We start from the raw sequence: 16,131 nt of genomic DNA, 5'->3' as shown, positions 1-16,131 counted from the left end.
TGCAAGGCAGCTCTCAAATAACGGTTTTTCGATCAGAAACCCGACCTAAGCGTTATTATGAGTGATTCATCCGAGCTGACAAGGAATATAACGTTAACAAAGGCTTATCACGGCATCGGGGAGGTCGCCACATCGACGGGTCGAACAGCCATTTTCTATCATTGTTTCAATGCGTTAAGGCGGCCAGAACCCGCTCTGCCTGCCCCAGAATTATTTATGTGCGAATGTTGGCTGTCCGTGTATCAAAGCATGAGAATTGGAATTCGAAGCGACCTTTTCGCACGCGACTCACCGATATGGCACCCGAATCGCGGCTACCCCGCCTCGCATTCACCGCGCCACCAGAAATGGCCAGTGGCACCTGCTGACGGAGTGTCACGAAAGCGCAAGTCGGGCTTCGGGCAACGTTGCCGGGCGTCGGTCTAACGGCGCGACGTGTCGTCCAAGAGCCTGGCCGACGACCGTAAAGCGGCTTTGGCGTGCTTATCCAGACGGGGGTGCCTCACAATGCGATATCTTGCGAGAATGACGTTGTAGGCCCCGAACGAAGCAAGCCCTAGCGCCGTTGCTGCGTAGAGGAAGCGTCCAAACGGTTGGTTGCGGATCCATGCGAGTGCGTCGCCGATGTTTCCGGCCTCCTGCGGATTTACCTTGATCCCCGCATAAACGAGGAAAGCCCCGACCACGATGAAGACTGCCCCTCGGGCAAAAAGACCGTAAACCGATGCACCTTTGATCAGTTGGCTGTCCAGAGCCTGGGCGCTAAGATAGCGCTCGTACTTTCCAAGTATTCCCTTTGCAGCCGTGACGATCCCACCGGCTATGAAGCCCAGGCCAATCGCTCCAACCAGGTATTTTCCGAACGGCTGCGCCATCGTCCATGCCGCAAGTCCTTTTTCGCCACTTGTACTGTCTGACCCCGACGGTGCGACTACCAAACCGATGGCGTAGAAGGCTAAACCCATATAGGTAATCGCACTGCCGAATAGAGCCAGCCGTATGGCCACACCTTTCATATCGCTTTCATGTCGGTCAGCGTTCCCAAGCGATTGGGCCAACCGCCAGGCAATGAAACCGAGCAGTCCCAGCGCGATGGCGCTTACCCAAATTCTTCCCAAAGGCTGCCCCAGCAAGACATCAAGGGCAGTTCTGGTGTCGGACTTGTTGGTTGAAAGGCCGGAGAAAAACGCGAGGCCCCCGACGAGGAAAAACACGATGCCACGAGCGCAATATCCCGCCCGCGCTACCCATTGGACCTTCGACGATGGCATGGTGGCTCCTTCCAATGCGTCTAACGTTTTGGGCCAAATATCGGTTCCATGACCCATGCCGGGCAGCATGCGGTGAGATCATTGAACCGTGGCGCTTGGCAGTGGCGCTGTTCGCGTCGACGTTTGGTCGATACTCGGCATCATTTCGACGAACGTCGGTCGTCGACCCAGTAAAATCGGATCTCGTCGTTGCGCTGAATGAGCAGCAATTCATCGGCGACGCAGCACTTGCCAGACAAGTTGGTTTCGCCATTCCGAAGTGCCCCAACTCCATCGCTGGGGAACAGTCGAACACGCCGACGCTCGGATCAGACGTCCAATATCAGCGCCAGCGCCCAGGAAGCCAAAGCTACTGAAAGCCACACCCGGGCATGTCGGCATCGGTAAAGGCGGGCGCCTTTCCCGTCATAGGGCATGACTAACCGCCTTCTGGTCCGGTACCAAGCACAAATGCAACCGCGAGTTCTAGTTCGTTCTCGCACACTTCACAACATTGCCACCGCGCACCGATCGAGCGCCGCCCGAGAGGCTGGCACCGAACCTGCCTTCGCCATTTTCAACCGCGGGGACGCACGCACCTATCCTCCGACGCTTGCAATACAATAGAACGGAACATCGGCGGTCGAGGCAGGTTTACCCTCAATGAAAGGAGAGTGAATATGGGTATGAACAAGCCTAGAAGCGGCCCAGCGGGCACCACCGACCAGTCGCCGCGCTGGGAAGGACCTGAGGAAAGCAGGCCCCGCGGATATCTTCCAGCCACGGACGAGCCCGATCGCGATCGAGACGCTGTCGGCGAGAACAATCGCGATCCGGAACGCAATCGTCCTTCGGACGCCTTAAAAACCAGACAGGACGCAAAGGGTCAATTTGCCAAATCCAGGGCCGACCGTAAAAGCAGCGGCGTGGCGAGCGCAAAGCCGACCGTAGTGACAGGCTCTGAGGACATGTCAGGGTCGCGCTCGCCGCCGGGTAAAAAGACATCAAAGAAGGATTGGGATGTCGGGTTCGATGAAACAGCACCGGATCGATCAAAGTAGGTCGTCCGACGCACGCGCCTTCCAACCGTTCTAGCCGGAGGACGGCGCCCCGGCCCGGCGGATCCCGCGCTCAACGCCATGTGCGCTCCAAGCGTGTCAGTCAGGCGCGCCCTTTAATCCGAACAGGCAGGAGTTTGTATGAAGGAGCCTTGGACTTCGGGTCGTGATGAGACAGAGGGAAGAGCGGATTGCTTTCCGGGTAATAGGCCGCGCAACAGCCAGCCGGAATGTCGTAAGGCACGACGATCATCCCGCTGACGCTGCGCGTGTGGTTTGTGTCGATAGCAGTCGTGACAGTCACAATATTTCCAGCGGCAAGCCCCAGTCGGACAATATCGTCCTCATTCATGAAGACGACTTTCCGCGTCCCCCCTACGCCCCGAAAACGATCGCTATAGCCGTAGATTGTTGTGTTGAACTGGTCGTTAGAGCGCAACGTCGCAAGATGAAGAAGCTTGCCGTCATCCGCCGTCGAAAACTCCGGAAATAGCGCCTCCGGGGTAATAAAATTGGCCTTTCCGGTTTTCGTCGCCTACCGACTTGGCCGATCCCCACCCCAAGGCCCGCCATAAGGTTCAATCTTTGGCTTGTTCTGGTTCACTGTCATAGCTGCCTCGAGCGGGTAAGGTGGCCCATTTGGGCGTGCGGACCAACAAACCACCGAGGCTTCCCCATGTTCCGATCTTTGCTCGCATGGGATCGATTTCGCGTCCTGGTGGTTAGGCGTCGTTTTCCATTTCTGGAGGCTGCGATGAAAGCGCTCACCTGGCACGGCAAACACGATATTCGGTGCGAAAGCGTTCCTGACCCGGAAATCCAGGATGGCCGAGACGCGATCATAAAAGTGACGGCGTGCGCCATCTGCGGCTCGGATCTACATCTATTCAACGGGATAATGCCCGACATGCAAAGGGGCGACATCATGGGCCACGAGACCATGGGGGAGGTCGTGGAACTCGGCAAAAGCCATACGAAACTTAAGATTGGTGACCGGGTGGTGGTCCCCTTCACGATTTCCTGCGGCGAGTGTTTTTTCTGTCAGCGCGGGTTCTTTTCGGGGTGTGAGCGAAGCAATCCTTATCCTGAGAAAGCCAAAAGGCTCTGGGGCAATTCGCCTGCCGGCCTTTTCGGCTACACTCATTTGCTGGGCGGCTACAGCGGGGGCCAAGCGGAGTACCTGCGCATACCTTATGCCGATGTCGGACCGATCAAGGTGCCCGATAGCCTCACGGACGAGCAGGTGCTCTTTCTATCGGATGTGTTTCCGACCGGGTATATGGCGGCCGAGTTCTGCAACATCAAGCCGAGCGACACCGTCGCGGTCTGGGGATGCGGCCCTGTGGGCCAGATGGCAATCAGATCAGCCTTCATGCTCGGCGCGGGGCGTGTCATTGCCGTCGACACCGTCCCGGAACGGTTGTCCATGGCCGAACGATCTGGTGCCGTGATCGTCGACTTCATGGACAACGACATTTACGACAGGATCATGGAAATGACCAACGGCCGCGGCGCAGATTCCTGCATCGATGCCGTCGGCACTGAGGCCGATCCGGCCGCCAGTTGGGATTCCCGTATTGATCGCATCAAGGTAGCAACGTTCATGGGAACGGACCGGCCACATGTGCTTCGTCAGGCGATCCATTGCTGCCGCAACTTTGGTACCGTCTCGATTGTGGGTGTCTATGGCGGCTTTCTGGACAAAATTCCGATGGGTTCCGCCATCAATCGCGGCCTGACCTTTCGAATGGCGCAAACACCCGTCCAGCACTACCTCCCCACGTTGATGGAACGCATCGAAAAGGGTGAAATCGATCCCTCGTTCATCATCACTCATCGAGCCTCGCTCGAAGAGGGGCCTACCCTCTACAAGACATTTCGCGACAAGCAGGATGGATGCATCAAAGTCGTTCTAAAGCCCTGAGGTGAAGGAAACGGGTGACCAACATTTGGCATGGGCCAAATAACGGCCGTACGGAGCGAGAAAAAAAGTAAGCTGCGGCATCTTCTAGCGCAACGAGCGATGATCAATTTGACGGGCCACGTCAAACCGCGCCAACGGTTGGTTACCCTTTCACCCCAGGTCGAACCATGCACTGGCGGCTAGAAAGATAAGCGTCCCTGTCGCAACCTTAAAGCCCCTACTGCCAAGAACGCGCCTCAGATGAGAAGGGGCCCCGGGAGGGCCATCAATGTAGCGATGTGTTACGTCGGCATCGGCGTAAATGATGTCTTCCTCATCCCAGCCCAATGCAACTGCCTCGACTGGCGTCCACATGAATTTTTGATTGTGTTCGTCAATCGCCCTCAAGCTGTCTTCCTGCAGTGCATTCAGGATTTTCTCCTTGCATTCGACAGTCTCTAAAATTTTGACGGCTGTAAGATCCGACACGTTCAGAAATTTCGCCCCAAATGCGAGCCGGCCGCCTGTTCGATAAGGAATGAGAAACTGTTTTTTGAGCTGTCTCTCGTCAAGGTCGCCAAATAGCAGAACGGGTTTGTCCATTGCGTTCGAGGCGCATATCACGACGTGGAAATATCGCTGCTCTGGCTTTTCCATCACTTGCGTGTACTCAAGACCCGTCAAAACAAATGGCCAAGGCATCACCAGTGTCCGTCAGACGATCTGAAGAGAAAATGCAGCGCCACGGCGCCATTTCAAGCCTTACGCTTGGATCAACGCGCGGCCTTCATGCCAAAATCGATCCAAGGCCGCCAAAATGTCCGGGTCGCCGTTTTCGCCGGCGACTAGGTTCCGACATTGGGAACCGCGCATGCAAGGTACATTCTAGACGGTTGCCCTTGACGGTTTGACCTTTCTCGACGGCATTTCCTTAAGGTTAGGACTTTCGGCTTCAGGCTTTCACGCCGGATCTTGCACCGATCTGCATCGATACTATCTCTGGTCCCATCCTCGACATGGAGCCTCGAGATGAATTACGTGCCAACAAAATCAATCAACGACCACGAGATCGAAATCATTCCACCCAAGCGCGAGAAAGAACAACCGCGAAACATGATGACATGCCAGTGTTGCCAGAAGAAGCGTTCGGCTTCGAAAATGGACGCGGACGGTTGCGGCATATGCGAGGAGTGCCTCGCTTCCTGACGGCTTTGCCGCACGGCCTGTGGCTGGGCTTAACATGTTCCGCTGTCGATTTCCCGGTCTCGTTTTGTGGCCGTAGCTCGCCTTTTGGCCATCCTGGCGCGGCGTTCTATCATTGAGCGCACGTAGACAAACCGTCAGCCCCTTCATTTTCAGGAATGATAGAGCCGTAGCCCTTATTTGGGAGGATTGCTAATTGGCGTTTGCGACCGCAGGTTTAGGTAGCACGATCGCGACGGCGCGCTCGCCACCATCCAGCAATGTACTTCCGATGAAAAGGTAGGCTGCAATTGCAGTCATGGTGATAAGCATCACTCCTATCGGCAGGCCCGTCGAAAAGCGCGGCTCAGGTTGTCCGTAGCTGTGTTTTTCGTGCACGTTTGTCCTCCTCAAGTATTGGGCGGGCAAAGGCATCGACGCGACCTGACGGGACGACAAGGCTGATCTGTGCCGTTGCCCGCCCATGGCGGGCCATGGGATGGTTATTTGAAAATAGGGCGATGAAGCCCTTCGAGAATGGGGCTAGGACCTTTGCGAGACCTGCCATAGACTGAAGTCCCATGGCGGAACCTTTTGCCTTGATCCAGGTTATTTGAACCTTTTTATTCGAAGGATCCTGAGCCCCAACCTTAAAAGAAAACCTTGTGGTTGGGCAACTGTTCTCATTTTGCGTCGCGCTGCACGATCCGACCCGCCCGACCCCGAGGCTACGTCAATGCTTACAGAGCGCCTCCTCATTAGGGGAGTGCTGGGGCCAGGCTCGTTTCAGGTCAATAGTCCATGCCGCAAATCAAATTAACTTTGTTCACAATCTTTAAATTAGCGAAATGAAATCTTCTATTTGCTAATCGAACAGATGTGTTATGAGTTCATTAAGGATACGGGGGGGTTCCGAAGCCGATAGGGGAAAAGCCGGCGGCGGAAACCAGCATAAATTTCATCAAGTTAGTTTAGGGTGGCGATTTTCTTGGCTATCCCGACAGGAGTAGTCGTGCGCGAATTTTACTCGCCCGCAATGGGAGTGCAGACGGCAGCGAACCCGGGTCTAACTGGACAACTGTCTTGGCTCTACCTCGACGTAAAAAGTAGCACAACTTCCTCTGCGAACAATCGACAGCTCGGCCAATCGCGACCGGTCGCAGGCCCAAACGCCGTCGCACGAGCCAGTAACTCAAGGCTTCGGGCCGTACAGAACGCATCAAGGTTTTCAATCAAGGTGGAATGAGATGACCGTCGGCGCAAATGCGAGCCGCCGGACTGACATCACATAACACCAAAGTGCCTCAGATAGAGGTACGCATGACGAGAGGGGTGAAGGCATGGCTACGCAAACCACGGGTGGTGGCAGCACGACGTCGTTCAGCAATACGCCGCAGGCACAAGACGATGCTTTTGCGTGGACCGAGGATCAGCTGAAGTCATCTGGTCTCTACAATGTCAATACGAACACCATCACCCTTGACGTGATGGCGAACGACCTCGGCGGGAAGGCAAAAACACTTTGGTCGATCGACGATGGCGGCACGGATGCGATGTCGGAGCTCTTGAAGAGCAACGTCACGACATCATGGGAGAAGACCGCAGCCGGAAACTGGATGCGTATCTGCGACGGAAAAGTCGAGTTCAGGCTGGATGATGGTTCACACACCGCCGGTAGCGCCAGAAGCCTCGATTCGCTGACGGCCGCGGACCGTGTCCAGGACTCTTTCGTTTACGCCATTCGGCTCGGTAACGGAACGCTCAGCTATGCCAAGGTGACAGTGGACATTAGCGGCCAGAATGACGCAGCGGAGCTAGGCGGAAAGTTCACGGGGGACGTGACGGAGGCGGGCGGAACGAACAACAACAATACAGGCACCCCGTCCGCCTCCGGTACGGTCGCGGTATATGACGTCGATGTCGGAGAAAAGCATTTCAAGGCTGTCTCTGATGCCGCCCTCAAGGGCACCTACGGCAATTTCTCCTTTAATCCGACGACAGGCGAATGGAGCTACACGCTCGAAAACGGGCGCGAAGCAACACAAGGGCTCAAAGCCGGACAGGTTATGACCGAGACATTGAAAGTCTGGTCTGCCGACGGAGCAGCGAGCAAGGACATTGTCGTCACAGTCAACGGCACCAATGATGCGCCGGTCGTTTCGGGCGCGGTCACTGGTGGTGCCACCGAGGGCGGAGCGGCGGTCACGATCAACGCGCTCGCCAATTCCACAGACGTCGATGACAACACGACGCTGCAGGTCACCAACCTGCCAGCGCAACTGCCGGCCGGTGTCACCTATGACGCTGCCACCCATTCCTTCACGCTCGACCCGACCCATACCGCCTACAATCACCTGGCCGATGGCCAGCCGACGACGGTGACGGTGAACTATGCGGTGTCGGACGGCATCACCTCGACGCCGGCCACAGTCACCTGGACCGTGACCGGCACCAATGATGCGCCGGCCGTATCGGGTGCGGTCACTGGCGGGGCCACCGAGGGCGGATCGGCCGTGACGCTCAACGCGCTCGCCAATGCCAGCGACGTCGATGACAACACGACGCTGCAGGTCGCCGGTGTGCCGGCACAGCTGCCGGCCGGTGTCACCTATGACGCTGCCACCCATTCCTTCACGCTCGACCCGACCCACACCGCCTACAATCACCTGGCCGATGGCCAGCCGACGACGGTGACGGTGAACTATGCGGTGTCGGACGGCATCACCTCGACGCCGGCCACAGTCACCTGGACCGTGACCGGCACCAATGATGCGCCGGCCGTATCGGGTGCGGTCACTGGCGGGGCCACCGAGGGCGGATCGGCCGTGACGCTCAACGCGCTCGCCAATGCCAGCGACGTCGATGACAACACGACGCTGCAGGTCGCCGGTGTGCCGGCACAGCTGCCGGCCGGTGTCACCTATGACGCTGCCACCCATTCCTTCACGCTCGACCCGACCCACACCGCCTACAATCACCTGGCCGATGGCCAGCCGACGACGGTGACGGTGAACTATGCGGTGTCGGACGGCATCACCTCGACGCCGGCCACAGTCACCTGGACCGTGACCGGCACCAATGATGCGCCGGCCGTATCGGGTGCGGTCACTGGCGGGGCCACCGAGGGCGGATCGGCCGTGACGCTCAACGCGCTCGCCAATGCCAGCGACGTCGATGACAACACGACGCTGCAGGTCGCCGGTGTGCCGGCACAGCTGCCGGCCGGTGTCACCTATGACGCTGCCACCCATTCCTTCACGCTCGACCCGACCCACACCGCCTACAATCACCTGGCCGATGGCCAGCCGACGACGGTGACGGTGAACTATGCGGTGTCGGACGGCATCACCTCGACGCCGGCCACAGTCACCTGGACCGTGACCGGCACCAATGATGCGCCGGCCGTATCGGGTGCGGTCACTGGCGGGGCCACCGAGGGCGGATCGGCCGTGACGCTCAACGCGCTCGCCAATGCCAGCGACGTCGATGACAACACGACGCTGCAGGTCGCCGGTGTGCCGGCACAGCTGCCGGCCGGTGTCACCTATGACGCTGCCACCCATTCCTTCACGCTCGACCCGACCCATACCGCCTACAATCACCTGGCCGATGGCCAGCCGACGACGGTGACGGTGAACTATGCGGTGTCGGACGGCATCACCTCGACGCCGGCCACAGTCACCTGGACCGTGACCGGCACCAATGATGCGCCGGCCGTATCGGGTGCGGTCACTGGCGGGGCCACCGAGGGCGGATCGGCCGTGACGCTCAACGCGCTCGCCAATGCCAGCGACGTCGATGACAACACGACGCTGCAGGTCGCCGGTGTGCCGGCACAGCTGCCGGCCGGTGTCACCTATGACGCTGCCACCCATTCCTTCACGCTCGACCCGACCCATACCGCCTACAATCACCTGGCCGATGGCCAGCCGACGACGGTGACGGTGAACTATGCGGTGTCGGACGGCATCACCTCGACGCCGGCCACAGTCACCTGGACCGTGACCGGCACCAATGATGCGCCGGCCGTATCGGGTGCGGTCACTGGCGGGGCCACCGAGGGCGGATCGGCCGTGACGCTCAACGCGCTCGCCAATGCCAGCGACGTCGATGACAACACGACGCTGCAGGTCGCCGGTGTGCCGGCACAGCTGCCGGCCGGTGTCACCTATGACGCTGCCACCCATTCCTTCACGCTCGACCCGACCCACACCGCCTACAATCACCTGGCCGATGGCCAGCCGACGACGGTGACGGTGAACTATGCGGTGTCGGACGGCATCACCTCGACGCCGGCCACAGTCACCTGGACCGTGACCGGCACCAATGATGCGCCGGCCGTATCGGGTGCGGTCACTGGCGGGGCCACCGAGGGCGGATCGGCCGTGACGCTCAACGCGCTCGCCAATGCCAGCGACGTCGATGACAACACGACGCTGCAGGTCGCCGGTGTGCCGGCACAGCTGCCGGCCGGTGTCACCTATGACGCTGCCACCCATTCCTTCACGCTCGACCCGACCCACACCGCCTACAATCACCTGGCCGATGGCCAGCCGACGACGGTGACGGTGAACTATGCGGTGTCGGACGGCATCACCTCGACGCCGGCCACAGTCACCTGGACCGTGACCGGCACCAATGATGCGCCGGCCGTATCGGGTGCGGTCACTGGCGGGGCCACCGAGGGCGGATCGGCCGTGACGCTCAACGCGCTCGCCAATGCCAGCGACGTCGATGACAACACGACGCTGCAGGTCGCCGGTGTGCCGGCACAGCTGCCGGCCGGTGTCACCTATGACGCTGCCACCCATTCCTTCACGCTCGACCCGACCCACACCGCCTACAATCACCTGGCCGATGGCCAGCCGACGACGGTGACGGTGAACTATGCGGTGTCGGACGGCATCACCTCGACGCCGGCCACAGTCACCTGGACCGTGACCGGCACCAATGATGCGCCCACGAACACTGTGCCCGGCGCACAAACCATCAATTCAAACACGACGACTGCGATCGCCGGCGTCGCCGTCGCAGATGTCGATAGCGCCAACGTGTCGACGACCGTGTCTGTCGCCCACGGCAAGCTGGCGGTTGGCACCGGCGGCGGCGTGACAGTAAGCAACAATGCAACCGCCACGGTGACCATCAGTGGGACGCTTACGCAGGTCAACGCTGCCCTGGCTGCGTTGAGCTATGTCAGCGATACAAACTATGGCGGCACCGACACTTTAACGGTCACAACGTCCGATGGCTCTCTGGGCGATACCGACACAGTGGCTCTCACGGTCAATGCGCCCGCCAATCAGGCCCCCGATGCCCCTACGTTTGCATTCAATCCGGGTTCAGTGTCCGGAGATGACGGCAATAAACTTGCCTCCGGAACGGTTCTTGGCGCGTTCGCTGCGGTCGATCCTAACGGCGATCCGTTGACCTACAGTTTCAGCGGCGGCACGACCACGGGCTTGGCCCTGAACCCGACTGCAGGCGCGCTCACACTGACGAGCGATCTCAATAACCAGGATCTGACGTTCAACGTCGTCGCAACAGATTCGCATGGCAATCAGTCGGTTTCCACAACGGTCAGGGTCTGGATCGGAAACGCCGGTGGCAACGGGCAGACCTTCACCAACAACAGCGGAACGATCATCGCCTTCGGGCTAAACCAGGAAGACACGATTACCATCGTCGCTGGATCCGGGCACGACGCACTTGTCGGCGGCGCCGGCGATGACAGCTTAAGCGGTGGCGGCGGTAACGATTGGCTGTCCGGTGGAGCAGGCGATGATGTGCTGAACGGGGGCTCCGGCAGTAACATTCTCATCGGTGGCGCTGGCGGCGACACCTTCGACTTCGGAAACTTCGGCGCTACCGCGAACCATGTCACTGATTTCGAAGCCGGTACGAGTTCAACGACCGTCGACAAGCTGCGTTTTGACGTGGGAACCGGAGCGGGCGAGTTTTCCGTCGGGAACAACGACCTGACCGTGAACAACTTCAAGTCGGGCAACAATGCAGCAATAAATGTTGCTGGCACTGAGATCGCCGTGAAAACGGACGCGAGCGTTACCAACGCCTCGGTCCAAAGCACGATCAACAGCTACGGCAACATCACCTCGGGCGCCTTCTTCGTCTTCCATAATTCGGATCTGGGTCACGCAGCGGTCTACTACGACCCGAACCCCAGTGCTGCGGGTGGCGCAATCCTCGTGACCGAACTCGACAACGTCACGCTGCTCGGCAATCTCGGCAACTTGAATGCCGGCGATTTCCAGTTCTCGTAGGAGCTAAGATGAGCGGGGCACCAAACCAGTCTTCCCTCCAGGCGGTTATTGCCGAACTTCGGCGTGCCGCCTGGCCGCTCGTGGCTTTCAGTGCGGCAATCAACATCCTGATGCTGACGGCCGCTCTCTACATGCTGCAGGTCTATAACCGGGTACTTTCGAGCCACAGTCTGGAAACCCTGACAGCACTCACCGTCATCGCCGTCGTGGCGCTTCTGGCACTCGCCATACTGGAGACCGTGCGATCGCAACTGCTTATCGCAACCGGGATCTGGCTGAACGGTCGCCTGTCACCGGTGCTCCTTGCCGCATCGATCGAACAGGCGGCAGGAAAGCGGGGCAATGGCGGCGCTCGCACGCTCCGCGATCTCGAGCAATTCGGGAACTTCGTCACAGGCTCGGCAATCTTCCCGATCCTCGACGCGCCCTGGGCACCGATCTTCTTTGCGGCGATCTTCCTTCTGCACCCCTGGCTTGGCTGGTTGGCTTTGGGAGGTGGCATCGCGCTTTTCGCTCTCGCCGTGCTCACCGAGCTTGTCACGCGACAGCCGATTGCCCAGGCGAGCAGCGCTCAAAGCAAAGCCTATGCGCAAGCGGAAGCTGCAATCCGAAACGCCGAGGCCATACAGGCGATGGGAATGCTGCAGGCAATGATGTCCAGCTGGAAGCCGTTGCAAAAGGCCGCGGCTGAGGGGCAGGCGACCGCAAGCCTCCGTTCGGCCGGCCTTGCCGCGGCGGCACGCTTCCTGCGTCTCGGCCTTCAGATCGGCATTCTCGGGCTTGGGGCCTATCTCGTCGTGCACGCTGAAGCGTCTCCTGGCGCAATGGTGGCGGCTTCTATCCTGATGGGTCGGGCGCTTGCGCCCGTCGAGCAGGCGATAGGCACATGGAAGGCGATCGTGAGCGCAAGATCTGCTTATCAACGCCTGTCAGCGGTAGCCGATGCTCGGCGCGACGAGGCTCCCATTCTGCCTTTGCCGCGGCCCGAGGGGAGGCTTGTGGTCGAAAACGTCATCGTTGCGCGCGAAGGCGGCGGAGAACCGATCCTGAAGGGCGTGAGCTTCCAGCTCGAGCCTGGTGAAGTGCTTGCCGTCATTGGGCCGTCTGCGGCGGGCAAGACGAGCCTGGCGAGGCTCATCATGGGATCTGCTACGGCCGGCCACGGCCGGGTGCTCCTTGGCGGCATGGATGTTGCGCAATGGGCAGCGGCCGATCGTGGCCAGCATGTCGGCTACCTGCCGCAGGATATCGAACTTTTCTCCGGAACCGTCGCCGAGAACATCGCGCGGTTTCAGGAACTCAACGAACAATCCTTCCGCGATGTCGTGCGCGCTGCATGCGAGGCCGGGGTCCACGAGCTCATCAAAGGGCTCCCGAAAGGCTACCACACAGAGATCGGGGAGGCGGGCGCGGCGCTTTCGGGCGGCCAGCGCCAACGCATCGCGCTTGCGCGCGCGCTTTATCGCGACCCTGCATTCCTGCTTCTCGACGAGCCCAATTCCAACCTCGATCGCGATGGCGAGCAAGCACTGAGCAATGCGCTCCAAAGGTTGAAGGCTGCCGGAAGAACACTCGTTCTCATCACCCATCGCTCAAACATGATGGAGAGCGTTGACAAGGTTCTCGTGCTTCAGCGCGGCCAGGTCGATCTCTTCGGTCCGCGCAATGATGTGTTCCGTGCAATGGAAGAGCGTGCGCGCGCCGCGACACCTGCACCGCGATTAGGGATCGTCAGCGCATGATTGCAAAGCTACTAGCCCTTGGTCGCTGCAACACCACGGCAACCACGCTCTCAGACGACGTGCGGCTCCAGCCGCGGCTAAAGCCCGCAATCGCGACCGGGGGTGCGGTGATCCTCGCATTCTTTGGCATCTTCGGTGGCTGGGCGGCTCTTGCGCCCCTCGACAGTGCGGCAGTCACACAAGGCGTTGTCAAGGTTGAGGGCGAGCGCAAGGTAATCCAGCATCTCGAAGGCGGCATCGTTTCGCAGCTGAAGGTCGCCGATGGAGAACATGTGAAAAGCGGCCAGGTCCTGGTCAAGCTGGATGACACACAGGCCGCCGCGCATCTGGAACTCCTTAAGAACCGTGTCATCTCGCGCAAAGCGTCAGCCGCTCGGCTACGGGCCGAACGCGACGGAAAAGACGAGGTTGCGTTTGAACAGGAGCTGCTGACGCCCTCCTCCTCGGCCGCCCGAGAGGCGGTCGCCGTACAGAACGAGGTCTTTCGGGCGCGACGCCTGGCGCTGAGCAATGAAACCGGCATCCTGCATCAGCGCATCCTGCAAAGCGAAAATGAGATCAAGGGTCTCGAAGACATGGTCGCGGCACAGGACCAGGTGATGGTCTCCATCGAAACGGAGGCGGCTGATCTCGAAAAGTTGTCGAAGAAAGGTCTTGCTACCCGCGAGCGGCACCTCCAGTTGCGCCGGCGCCAGGGGGAACTGAAGGGAGAGCGCGCGACGAACATCGCGGCAATCGCGCGTATCCGGGAAGCGATGGCGGAGATTGAACAGCAGATCATGAACCTGTCGACGACCCGACTGAACGAGGCGGTGGCCGAGCTCAGCAAGGTCGAAGCCGAACTTTTCGATCTGCAGCAACAATTGCGCGCGGCCGAGGACGTGCTTGCTCGCGCTGATATCCGAGCGCCCGTCGACGGTGTGGTCATGGGATTGCAGGTGCACACAGCCGGCGGGGTCGTGCGCCCCGGCGAAGCGATAATGTCGATTGTGCCCGTCGGCCAGAAACTGGTGGTCGAGGCTATGGTCCGTCCGGAAGACGTCGACACCATAGCAATCGGCCAGACGGCGCATGTCAGGATATCGGCGTTTGCACGCTACGACGTGGCGCCACTTGAGGGACGGGTCGAAGTCCTATCAGCCGATCGCCTGACCGACGAAAGAACGGGTGCGAGCTACTTCACGGCAAAGATCGTGATCGACGAACTTGAGCTCGACAAGCTTGCGGGTCGCAAACTGCTCCCCGGCATGACCAGTGAAGTGATGATCCGCACCGGCAGTCGAACGATGCTTGCCTATATCGGTGAACCACTCGCGCGAACTTTTCGCAGGTCCATGCGGGAAAATTGAGGACGGTATAAACGACCATCGCAACCCGGAACCCATCCCCTCCCCAATCACTGTACCGCAATCCGGCTTGGACCGCTCGGCGCAGATCTCGCGCACGAGGCATGTAGTTTTGCTTTTCGTGCATGTCGGAACCAACGGGAAAGGCCGAGATAGGAGGATGTTGGTCGCAGCCGCGCAGCCCAGAGCCGCCTGGAAAGGCGTCGCAAGCGGCTCCGGAACCACTTTTTTCAAACCCTGGCGGTGGATGTCACCAAGGTTGCATTAAATTATTGTCCGGCGGTGCTGCGCGACAAGCAGGGTAAGACCTTTGCTGCCCTCAATAGGACCTAAGTCCCATTACGCAGCTCCCAACCGGACCGGCAGTGGGCCGCACGCCTTGCGAACGTCCCTATTCCCTTCGGCTGAAGAGCACTAGCCTGTTTAGGGTGTTGTATTTCGGCGCACTGGCTGTCACCGTACTCTGATTGCGATTTCCATCCTCAAAAAGTCCCGCTGTGAGAGTTGGCTCGCATGCACCGACTGAGCCTCTACATTGCTGGTGGAGGCTTTTTTTTTGCGCAACAATTCGTGCCGTGCGCCGGAGCCACGATGACAACGGCCCAGGGGCAGCCGACGCACCGAAGTTGTCACGGCGCCCGATTTTGCTGGTTGCGCTGCCGAACGTGAGGCCCCACTTGAGACGGCCCCGCAACGATCCGACCATAGTCTGGCCTGGGTGGGACGAAGGTCTTGCCGACCCAGGGGAAAGGTCCGTGGCATGCAGGATCTTTGCTAGAGCGAGTTGACGGGGCATCGCGGTCATGAGCAAAGTCGGTCCGTTGCCCGCCGCGCTGAGTGCGCTTTGCGCACGAAACGCCCTGGAGAAAACATGATCACGCGTCGGATGGTTCTGACAGCATTCTGGCCGGCGGTCTGCGCCCTCGCTGTTACTTTGCCTTACAATCTCGAAACGTCGGGTGCCGGGCTCAAGCTCGTCAAGACGGCTGCCTTCGCCAACAATGGCAATGGAAACGGTGGTGGCGGTGGGAACGGAAACGGCGGCGGCGGTGGTGGCGGCAATGGCAACGGCGGCGGCAATGGCGGCGGGAACGGCGGAGGAAATGGTGGCGGGAACGGCGGTGGGAATTCCAACTCCAACAGCGAGCGTTCCAACAGCTCCAATCGCGGGAACGCAAATGGAGCGGATGTCGGTGTTCGCCACGATGGCGGAATCACGGAAGAGATTGCAGGCGGCCGCTACATCATGAAGGACGCCCGCGGACGCACGATCATAAACCGCCGTGCGACCGCAACCGATAGAAAACGCATAGATTCATTCTTGCATTAGGTGAGCGGTGGCACGCGAAGTCGGTTGCGCCATTCTCTG

The 16,131-nt window shown here is 59.7% G+C and carries 9 protein-coding genes and 3 pseudogenes; 8 read left to right on the top strand and 4 right to left on the bottom strand.

Annotated elements, in window-relative coordinates; all coding sequences use genetic code 11:
- Nucleotides 1–422: 422 nt before the first annotated feature.
- The gene (locus tag LAC81_RS38200; protein WP_223730740.1) at nt 423–1,271 is read right to left on the bottom strand and encodes a DUF1206 domain-containing protein; all 849 of its coding nucleotides are present in this window, start codon (nt 1,269–1,271) and stop codon (nt 423–425) included.
- A gap of 101 nt (nt 1,272–1,372) precedes the next feature.
- Here LAC81_RS38200 and LAC81_RS38195 point away from each other — a divergent pair, with 101 nt between their 5' ends.
- From LAC81_RS38195 to LAC81_RS38185, 3 genes and pseudogenes are all read left to right on the top strand, one after another.
- Complete coding sequence (locus tag LAC81_RS38195) at nt 1,373–1,627, top strand: hypothetical protein (RefSeq protein WP_223730739.1); 255 nt, start codon at nt 1,373–1,375, stop codon at nt 1,625–1,627.
- A gap of 303 nt (nt 1,628–1,930) precedes the next feature.
- A pseudogene (locus LAC81_RS38190) lies at nt 1,931–2,128 on the top strand (hypothetical protein); the annotation flags it as partial.
- Nucleotides 2,123–2,311, top strand: a pseudogene (locus LAC81_RS38185) (hypothetical protein); the annotation flags it as partial. The pseudogenes LAC81_RS38190 and LAC81_RS38185, both read left to right, overlap by 6 nt.
- A 100-nt stretch (nt 2,312–2,411) precedes the next feature.
- Here the strand turns inward: LAC81_RS38185 and LAC81_RS38180 are convergent.
- Nucleotides 2,412–2,840: pseudogene (locus LAC81_RS38180) on the bottom strand (molybdopterin dinucleotide binding domain-containing protein); the annotation flags it as partial.
- A gap of 222 nt (nt 2,841–3,062) precedes the next feature.
- Between LAC81_RS38180 and LAC81_RS38175 the strand changes: the two are divergent.
- Entirely contained in the window at nt 3,063–4,232 is a 1,170-nt protein-coding gene (locus LAC81_RS38175) for a zinc-dependent alcohol dehydrogenase (RefSeq protein ID WP_223730738.1), read from the top strand.
- Between the two features lie 150 nt (nt 4,233–4,382).
- Here LAC81_RS38175 and LAC81_RS38170 read toward each other — a convergent pair whose 3' ends face one another.
- Nucleotides 4,383–4,913, bottom strand: coding sequence for a hypothetical protein (locus tag LAC81_RS38170; RefSeq protein WP_223730737.1), 531 nt, complete (start codon nt 4,911–4,913; stop codon nt 4,383–4,385).
- A gap of 693 nt (nt 4,914–5,606) precedes the next feature.
- Nucleotides 5,607–5,792: a hypothetical protein gene (locus LAC81_RS38165; protein WP_223730736.1), complete on the bottom strand. Its 186-nt coding sequence runs from the start codon at nt 5,790–5,792 to the stop codon at nt 5,607–5,609.
- Nucleotides 5,793–6,733: 941 nt separating this feature from the next.
- Between LAC81_RS38165 and LAC81_RS38160 the strand changes: the two genes are divergently transcribed.
- From LAC81_RS38160 to LAC81_RS38145, 4 genes are all read left to right on the top strand, one after another.
- Nucleotides 6,734–11,674, top strand: a complete 4,941-nt coding sequence (locus LAC81_RS38160; RefSeq protein ID WP_223730735.1) for a beta strand repeat-containing protein — start codon at nt 6,734–6,736, stop codon at nt 11,672–11,674.
- An 8-nt stretch (nt 11,675–11,682) separates the two neighbouring features.
- Nucleotides 11,683–13,416, top strand: a complete 1,734-nt coding sequence (locus LAC81_RS38155; RefSeq protein ID WP_223730734.1) for a type I secretion system permease/ATPase — start codon at nt 11,683–11,685, stop codon at nt 13,414–13,416.
- Nucleotides 13,413–14,765, top strand: a complete 1,353-nt coding sequence (locus tag LAC81_RS38150) for an HlyD family type I secretion periplasmic adaptor subunit (protein ID WP_223730733.1) — start codon at nt 13,413–13,415, stop codon at nt 14,763–14,765. Before LAC81_RS38155 ends, LAC81_RS38150 begins: the two co-directional genes overlap by 4 nt.
- A gap of 868 nt (nt 14,766–15,633) precedes the next feature.
- The gene (locus LAC81_RS38145) at nt 15,634–16,092 is read left to right on the top strand and encodes a hypothetical protein (RefSeq protein WP_223730732.1); all 459 of its coding nucleotides are present in this window, start codon (nt 15,634–15,636) and stop codon (nt 16,090–16,092) included.
- The last annotated feature ends 39 nt before the right edge of the window (nt 16,093–16,131 follow it).

It is taken from the genome of Ensifer adhaerens (genome assembly GCF_020035535.1).
GTDB lineage: Bacteria > Pseudomonadota > Alphaproteobacteria > Rhizobiales > Rhizobiaceae > Ensifer.
The sequence above is the reverse complement of the archived record's forward strand: the minus strand, read 5'-3'. Positions and strand labels throughout refer to the sequence as shown.